The 8,219-nt window shown below is 71.3% G+C and carries 7 protein-coding genes; 5 read left to right on the top strand and 2 right to left on the bottom strand.

Going from position 1 to position 8,219, the window contains the following annotated elements; all coding sequences use genetic code 11:
- The 5 genes from AC27VN_RS25100 to paoC form a co-directional block, all read left to right on the top strand.
- On the top strand, positions 1-226 hold a 226-nt coding region (locus AC27VN_RS25100; protein ID WP_490878271.1), incomplete at its 5' end, for a response regulator transcription factor.
- Positions 223-2,010, top strand: a complete 1,788-nt coding sequence (locus AC27VN_RS25095) for a sensor histidine kinase (RefSeq protein WP_490878270.1) — start codon at positions 223-225, stop codon at positions 2,008-2,010. The genes AC27VN_RS25100 and AC27VN_RS25095, both read left to right, overlap by 4 nt.
- 287 nt (positions 2,011-2,297) lie before the next feature.
- Positions 2,298-2,954 carry an aldehyde dehydrogenase iron-sulfur subunit PaoA gene (paoA, locus tag AC27VN_RS25090; RefSeq protein WP_208513170.1) on the top strand — a complete coding sequence of 219 codons (657 nt, stop codon included), beginning with the start codon at positions 2,298-2,300 and terminating at the stop codon, positions 2,952-2,954.
- A complete protein-coding gene (locus AC27VN_RS25085; protein WP_296791335.1) occupies positions 2,951-3,901 on the top strand; it encodes an FAD binding domain-containing protein in 951 nt (316 codons plus the stop codon). The genes paoA and AC27VN_RS25085 overlap by 4 nt, the downstream gene beginning before the upstream one ends.
- 5 nt (positions 3,902-3,906) lie before the next feature.
- Positions 3,907-6,117: an aldehyde oxidoreductase molybdenum-binding subunit PaoC gene (paoC, locus tag AC27VN_RS25080; RefSeq protein WP_490878269.1), complete on the top strand. Its 2,211-nt coding sequence runs from the start codon at positions 3,907-3,909 to the stop codon at positions 6,115-6,117.
- A 6-nt stretch (positions 6,118-6,123) separates the two neighbouring features.
- On the opposite strand, the gene AC27VN_RS25075 is transcribed toward paoC, so the two are convergent.
- Complete coding sequence (locus AC27VN_RS25075) at positions 6,124-7,215, bottom strand: agmatine deiminase family protein (protein ID WP_490878268.1); 1,092 nt, start codon at positions 7,213-7,215, stop codon at positions 6,124-6,126.
- A 28-nt stretch (positions 7,216-7,243) separates the two neighbouring features.
- Positions 7,244-8,219, bottom strand: a 976-nt coding sequence (locus tag AC27VN_RS25070) for an agmatine deiminase family protein (protein WP_490878267.1), incomplete at its 5' end; no start/stop codon positions are given.

Here is an 8,219-nt window from a genome sequence, read left to right as displayed (position 1 = left end):
GGCGCAGGCCGGCCTGCCGGCCGCGAGCCTGACGCCGCGCCAGCTCGAGGTGCTGCTGCTGGTGGCGCAGGGGCGGCAGAACAAGCAGATCGCGGCCGAGCTCGAGATCGCGGAGCGCACGGTCAAGCTGCACATCACGGCGCTGCTCGACACCATGGATGCCCGCAACCGCACGCACCTGCTGGTGCAGGCGCGCCGCGCCGGCCTGCTGCTGGAGCAGCGGTGAAGCCCGCGCTCGGCGCACGCCTGGCCTTCTCGGACCTCCAGCTGCAGCAGCTGGAGCAGATGATCCGCTCCACGGTCTGGTCGTGGCTGCTGGCGGCGGTGGGCGGGCTGCTGTGCTACCTCGAGTACGCGGCGGGGCCCGACGGCGCGCGCGTGCAGGCCTGGTTCGTCGTCTACTGCGGCATCGTCGCGGTGCGCCTGGGCCTCTGGATCGCCTGGGCGCTGCGGCCCGGCATGCGCGCGAACCCGCAGGCCATGGTGCTGCCGATCATGGCCAGCAACCAGGTGCTGGCGCTGTCCTGGGGCGTGCTCAGCGTGCTGCTGCGCCACGAGGGGCCGGCGCAGGCCGAGGCCATCCTTCACATCGCGATGGTCACGGTGGCGCTGGGCGGCGCGATCCGGCTCTCGACGATGGGGCGCGCGGCCATCGCCTACGTGGTGCTGATCCTCGGGCCGCTGGTGCTGCGCGACATCTGGTTCGGCGGCAGCTATCACCTCGCGATGGCGCTGATCGTGACGCTGATCGGGGTCTACACGCTGCTGAGTTCCAGGGAGCTGTCGTCCGCGCTGCACGAGATCCAGGCGCAGCGCCGGCGCAATGCGGAGCTGGTGATCGCGCTGCGTGCCGAGAACGAGCGCAGCAGCGCGGCGCGGCGCACGGCCGAGGAAGCGGTCGCCGCGCGCATGCGCTTCTTCGCCTCGGCCAACCACGACCTGCGCCAGCCGCTCAATGCGATGGCGCTGCTCGCGCAGACGGTGCACACGGTGAGCACCGAGCGCGCGGTCAAGGAGATGTCGGAGCAACTGGTGGCCTGCGCCGACGGCATGACCGATGTGGTGGACGACCTGCTCGACATCACGCGCGCCGATGCCGGCTCGGCCAGCCCGCAATGGGCGCCGCTGGCCATCGACGAACTGGTGCGCGAATGCTGCCGCCCGCACCAGGCGATGGCCGCGGCCAAGGGCCTGCGTTTCGAGACGGCGATCGAGCCCTGCATGGTGCACAGCGACCGTGCCCTGCTTGCGCGCGTACTCACCAACCTGCTGGCGAATGCCATCCGCTACACGCACGCGGGCCAGGTGCGCGTCGACGGCAGCATCGACGACGGCCGGCTGCGGCTGCGCATCGAGGACACGGGCATCGGCATCGCCGCCGAGCACCTGCCGCAGATCTTCGACGAGTTCTACCAGGCCGGAAATCCCGCGCGCGACCGGCGGCTGGGTTATGGCCTGGGCCTGGCCACCGTGAAGCGCCTGAGCGACCTGCTCGATCTTCGTGTCGCCGTTCGTTCCTCGGCCGGGCAGGGCAGCGTGTTCGAGCTGCATCTGCCGCTGGTCGATGTCGGAGCGAGCGACGACATGGGTGACGCACGGCGGCCCGTGCCAGCGTCGCCGACCGCCTTGGCGGCTCGCGTGCTGGTGGTCGACGACGATCGCGATTCGCTGCAAGCCCTGCGCGGGTTGCTCGTGTCGTGGGGCATGGACGTGCGCTCCGCGAGCGGCATCGCAGGCGCACTGGACGTGCTGCAGGCGGGCTTTCGCCCGAACGCGCTGGTGGTGGACCTGCGCCTGGGTTCGCAGGCCGGCGGCATCCAGGCCATCGAGGCATTGCGTTCGTCGTTGAACGATGCGGCACTGCCCGCGCTGATCGTCACCGGCGACGTGGGCGGCGACTACCTGAGCGCGGCGCAAGCGGCAGGCCTGCCGGTCATCGTCAAGCCGGTGCGGCCCTCGCAGCTTCGCGCCTTCCTCGGCCATGCGCAGGCCGTGCGCGATCCGGTGTAGGGCGCCCGGCGTACTCGCGCCGAAGCTGTAAGGCCGCCTTCTTACACGCGCACCATCGCGCGGCCGCAAAGCGGCGCAAGCTCGTTGGATCAGGCAAGAAAACGCGCGAAACGCGCCATCGATCCCACGGGCCGTTCCCAAGAATGGTGCTTCGCCTCGCCGGCGTCCTCGCGCGACGAGCCCGCCACGGGACCCAACAACATCCCTTCTCCTACTGCGAACCCCGGTGGCTCGCGCTATCAGAGTGTTCCCACGCGCGCCCGACCCTCGAACAACAGGAGTCCCCCATGGAAAGCCCCACGACATCGCCCTCGACATCAATCACCCGCCGCGACGCGCTCATCGCGACCGCCGCCACCGCCGCCGCGGTCTCGTCTCATTTGCCCGCCGCGGCCGCACCGGCCGCGGCATCACCACCGCCCACGAACATGCCTCCCACCAGACTCTCGCTGCAGGTCAACGGCCAATCGCATGCGCTCGAACTCGACACGCGCACGACCCTGCTCGACGCACTGCGCGAACACCTGCACCTGACCGGCACCAAGAAAGGCTGCGACCACGGCCAGTGCGGCGCCTGCACCGTGCTGCTCGACGGGCGCCGCATCAATTCCTGCCTCACGCTCGCGGTCATGCACGAGGGCGCGCAGGTCACGACCATCGAAGGGCTGGGCACGCCGCAGGCCATGCATCCGCTGCAGGCCGCCTTCGTCAAGCACGACGGCTACCAGTGCGGCTACTGCACGCCGGGCCAGATCTGTTCGGCGGTCGGCGTCATCGACGAGGTGCGGCGCGGCGTGCCCAGCCACGTGAGCGCCGATCTCACGGCGCGGCCGCTGCTGTCGGCCGACGAACTGCGCGAGCGCATGAGCGGCAACATCTGTCGATGCGGCGCCTACTCGAACATCGTCGACGCCATCACCGAGGTGGCCGGGAGCCGCGCATGAAGCCCTTCACCTACGAGCGCGCGCAGACGCCCGCGCAGGCCGCGGCGGCCGTGGCCGGCCATCCCGGCGCCAAGTTCATCGCGGGCGGCACCAACCTGCTCGACCTGATGAAGCTGCAGATCGAGGCGCCGGTGCACCTGGTCGATGTGAACCCGCTGAAGCTCGACCGCATCGAGCCGACCACCGACGGCGGCCTGCGCATCGGCGCGCTGGTGCGCAACACCGACCTGGCCGCCGACGAGCGCGTGCGCCGCGACTACGGCGTGCTGTCGCGCGCGCTGCTGGCCGGTGCCTCGGGCCAGCTGCGCAACAAGGCGACCACGGCCGGCAACCTGCTGCAGCGCACGCGCTGTCCCTACTTCTACGACACCGACCAGCCCTGCAACAAGCGCCGCCCCGGCAGTGGCTGCAGCGCCATCGGCGGCGTGACGCGGCAGCTCGCGGTGATCGGCGCCAGCCAGGCCTGCATCGCGACCCATCCGAGCGACATGGCGGTGGCGATGCGCGTGCTCGACGCGGCCGTCGAGACCGTGAAGCCCGACGGGCGCACGCGCGTGATCCCTATCGCCGACTTCCACCGGCTGCCCGGCGACACGCCGCACATCGAGACCGCGCTCGAGCGCGACGAGCTGATCACCGGCGTGACGCTGCCGCGGCCCGTGGGCGGCACGCAGGTCTACCGCAAGGTGCGCGACCGCGCTTCCTACGCCTTCGCACTGGTGTCGGTGGCGGCCATCGTGCAGCGCGACGGCACCGGGCGCGTGGCGCTCGGCGGCGTGGCGCACAAGCCATGGCGCATCGAAGCCGCCGAGGCCGCGATGCCGCAGGGCGCGCGCGCGGTGAGCGCACGGCTGCTGGCCGATGCGCAGCCGACCCACGAGAACGCATTCAAGTTGCCATTGGCCGAACGCGCGCTCGCGGCGGCCCTGGTGCAGGCGAGGAGCTGAACATCATGAAATTCGACACCCCCGCGACCACCAACGCGATCGACCAGCTCAAGGTCATCGGCCGGCCCACCGACCGCATCGACGGCCCGGTCAAGACCACCGGCAGTGCGCGCTATGCCTACGAACGCCATGCCGAAGTGCCGGGCGCGGCCTACGGCTACGTGATCGGCGCCGGCATCGCCAAGGGCCGCATCGCCTCGATGGACCTGCGCGCCGCGCAGGCCGCGCCGGGCGTGCTGGCGATCGTCACCGCGCGCAACGCCGGCAAGCTGGGCAAGGGCGATTTCAACACCGCCAAGCTGCTGGCAGGCCCCGAGATCGACCACTACCACCAGGCGGTGGCCGTGGTGGTAGCCCAGAGCTTCGAGCAGGCGCGCGCCGCGGCGCAGCTGGTGCGCATCGAGTACACGCGCGCGGCCGGCCGCTTCGACCTCGCGGCCGAGATGGCGTCGGCCAAGCCGCCCAAGGCCAGCCCCATGTCGGGCGAGCCGGAGACGAAGGTCGGCGATTTCGCGGGCGCCTTCGCCGCGGCGCCGGTGCAGCTCGACGCGACCTACAGCACGCCCGACGAGTCGCACGCGATGATGGAGCCGCATGCCTCCATCGCGCAGTGGCAGGGCGACCGGCTCACGATCTGGACCGCCAACCAGATGATCGCCTGGGGCGTCGGCGACGTCGCCAAGACGCTGGGCATTCCGAAGGAGAACGTGCGCCTGGTCTCGCCCTTCATCGGCGGCGGCTTCGGCGGCAAGCTGTTCGTGCGCGCCGATGCGCTGCTCGCCGCGCTGGGCGCGCGTGCCGCGCGCCGGCCCGTGAAGGTGGCGCTGACGCGACCGCTGATGATCAACAACACCACGCACCGGCCCGCGACCGTGCAGCGCATCCGCATCGGCGCCGCGCGCGACGGCCGCATCACGGCCATCGCGCACGAGGGCTGGTCGGGCGACCTCGAGGGCGGGCAGCCCGAGACGGCGGTCAACCAGACCCGGCTGCTGTATGCCGGCGCGAACCGGCTCACGGCCACGCGGCTCGCGGTGCTCGACCTGCCCGAGGGCAACGCGATGCGCGCGCCCGGCGAGGCGCCGGGCCTGATGGCGCTCGAGGTCGCGATGGACGAGATGGCCGAGAAGCTCGGAATCGATCCGATCGCGTTCCGCGTGCTCAACGACACCCAGGTCGATCCCGAGAAGCCCGAGCGCCCGTACTCGCAGCGCAGCCTGATCGAATGCCTGCGCACCGGCGCCGAGCGCTTCGGCTGGAACCGGCGCAATGCGTCGCCGGGGCAACAGCGCGATGGCCGCTGGCTCGTGGGCATGGGTGTCGCGGCGGCCTTCCGCAACAACCTGCTCACGAAGTCGGCCGCGCGCGTGCGGCTCGACAACCGCGGCGTGGTCACGGTGGAAACCGACATGACCGACATCGGCACCGGCTCGTACACCATCATTGCGCAGACCGCCGCCGAGACCATGGGGCTGCCGCTCGACAAGGTGCAGGTGCGGCTCGGCGATTCGGCCTACCCGGCCTCGGCCGGCTCGGGCGGGCAGTGGGGCGCGAACAACTCGACCTCGGGCGTGTTCGCGGCCTGCATGAAGCTGCGCGAGGCGGTGGCGGGCAAGCTGGGCTTCGCGGTGGCCGATGCGAGCTTTGCCGACGGCATGGTGCGCGCCGGCGAGCGCACGGTGCCGCTGGCCGAGGCCGCGGGCGCCGAGGGCCTGTCGGCCGAGGACGGCATCGAGTACGGCGACCTCGACAAGAAGTACCAGCAGTCGACCTTCGGCGCGCACTTCGTCGAAGTCGGCGTCGATGCGGTCACCGGCGAGATCCGCGTGCGGCGCATGCTCGCGGTCTGCGCCGCGGGCCGCATCCTCAACCCCAAGGCCGCGCGCAGCCAGGTGATCGGCGCGATGACTATGGGCGTGGGCGGCGCGCTGATGGAGGAGCTGGCGGTCGACAAGCGGCACGGCTTCTTCGTCAACCACGACCTCGCGGGCTACGAGGTGCCGGTGCATGCCGACATCCCGCACCAGGACGTGGTCTTCCTCGATGAGACCGATCCGATCTCCTCGCCGATGAAGGCCAAGGGCGTGGGCGAGCTCGGCATGTGCGGCGTCGCGGCCGCGGTCGCCAACGCGGTCTACAACGCGACCGGCGTCCGCGTGCGCAGCTATCCGATCACGCTCGACAAGCTGCTCGATCGACTGCCGCCGGTGGCGTGAGCGGCCTCAACGCGGCTGCTGCTGCGTGGTGCAGTGGATGCCGCCGCCGCCCGCGGCGATCGCATCGATGTCGAGCTGCACCACCTCGCGCTTCGGGAACAGCTCGCGCAGCAGTGCGCGGGCGTTGCCGTCGGCGCGCGCATCGCCGAACTGCGGCGCGATGACGGCGCCGTTGCAGACGTAGAAGTTGATGTAGCCGGCCGCGAACTCGTCGCTGTCGTAGGCGTCGCGCACCGAGTCCGGCCCCGCGAGCACTTCCACGCGCAGGCGCTGGCCGCGCGCGTCGGTGGCCTGCCGCAGGATCTCGAGGTGGCGCCGCGTCACGGCGTGGTCGTAGGCATCGGGGTCGTTCTCGAGGCCCGCCACCACGATGCCCGGTGCCGCGAAGCGCGCGTAGAAGTCGGTGTGGCCGTCGGTGATGTCGCGGCCCGCGATGCCGGGCAGCCAGATGATCTTGCGCAGGCCCAGCAGGCGACGCAGCTCGGCCTCGCAGTCCTCCTTGCGCCAGCCGGGATTGCGGTTGGCGTTGAGCACGCAGCTCTCGGTGATCAGCGCCGTGCCCGCGCCGTCGACCTCGATGCCGCCGCCCTCGAGCACCAGCTCCGTCGCCAGCGGCCGCGCCTTGGCGGCACCGCTCACATAGCCGGCCACCTCGGCATCGTCGGCATGGGCCTGCTTGCCGCCCCAGCCGTTGAAGTTGAAGTCGACGCCGCCCCATTCGCCCGCGCCATTGCGCACGAACACCGGCCCGGTGTCGCGCATCCAGAGGTCGTCCACCGGCTGCACCTCGAGCTGCACGCGGTTGCCGCACAGGCGCGCGGCCAGGTCGTGTTCGCGTTCGCGCACCAGCAGGTGCACGGGTTCGAACTCGGCGATGGTGCGGGCGATGCGGGCCAGATGCTGGCGCACCGGCGTCAGCAGGCGCCGGCCCCAGATCGCCTCGCTCGGGCCGAAGGACATCCAGGTGGCGCGGTGCGGCGCGGCTTCGTCGGGCATCAGCCAGCCTTCGGGCGCGGCAGCGGGCGAGGTGGCGATGCAGCCCAGCGGCGCGAGGCCAAGGGCGCTGGTCAGGCGGCGGCGGGTCATCGAGAAATGCATGTCGGTCTCCTGGCGAAAGCGTTCGGGGTCACGCCGGCTCCTGCTGCGTGGTGCAGTGGATGCCGCCGCCACCCGCGGCGATGGCATCGATGTCGAGCTGCACGATCTGGTGGCTCGGCAGCTCCGCGGACAGCGCCGCGCGGGCCGCCCCGTCGGCCGCCGCATCGCCGAACTCGGGCAGGAATACGGCCTTGTCGGTCAGCAGGAAATTCACGTAGCCGGCCGCGAACTCCTTGCGTGCGTAGGTGGGGCGCACCCGGCCTGGCGTGGCCAGCGTGACGATGCGCAGGGCGCGTCCGCGCGCATCGGTCGCCGTGCGCAGCAGTTCCAGGTGGCGCCGGGTCACGGCATGGTCGAAGGACTCGGGGTCGTTGTCCAGTGCCGCCACCACCACACCCGGCTTGAGGAAACGTGCATAGAAGTCGGTATGGCCGTCGGTGATGTCGCGGTTGGCGATGCCGGGCAGCCAGATGATCTTGGTGAGTCCCAGCAGGCGCCGGAGCTCTTCCTCGGCCACGGCCTTGGAGACACCCGGGTTGCGGTTCTCGTTGAGCACGCAGCTCTCGGTGACGATGGCCGTGCCTTCGCCGTCGACCTCGATGCCGCCGCCTTCGAGCACCAGGCGGCTGCGCAGCAGCGGCACGCCCGCGAGTTCGGCCATGCGCGCCGCCACCGTGGCGTCGCGCGCATGCGGCTGCTTGCGGCCCCAGCCGTTGAAGTTGAAGTTCACGGCGGCCCGCTCGCCGCGGGCGTTGCGCACGAACACGCAACCGGTGTCGCGCGCCCAGAGGTCATCGATCGGGTGTTCGATCAGTTGCACGTTGGAGCCGCAGAGCTGGCGCGCCGTGGCGGTATCCTCGGCGTTCACGAGCATCTTCACCGGCTCGTAGACGCTGATCGCATTGGCGATGCGCGCCAGCGCGCGCTGCACCGGCTCGCGCAGTTCGGCGCTCCAGATCGATTCGCGCGCGGCGAACGCCATCCAGACGGCGCGATGGGCACCG

The sequence above is a fragment of the Variovorax sp. 20P10.2.4 genome (assembly GCF_058244205.1).
The sequence above is the reverse complement of the archived record's forward strand: the minus strand, read 5'-3'. Positions and strand labels throughout refer to the sequence as shown.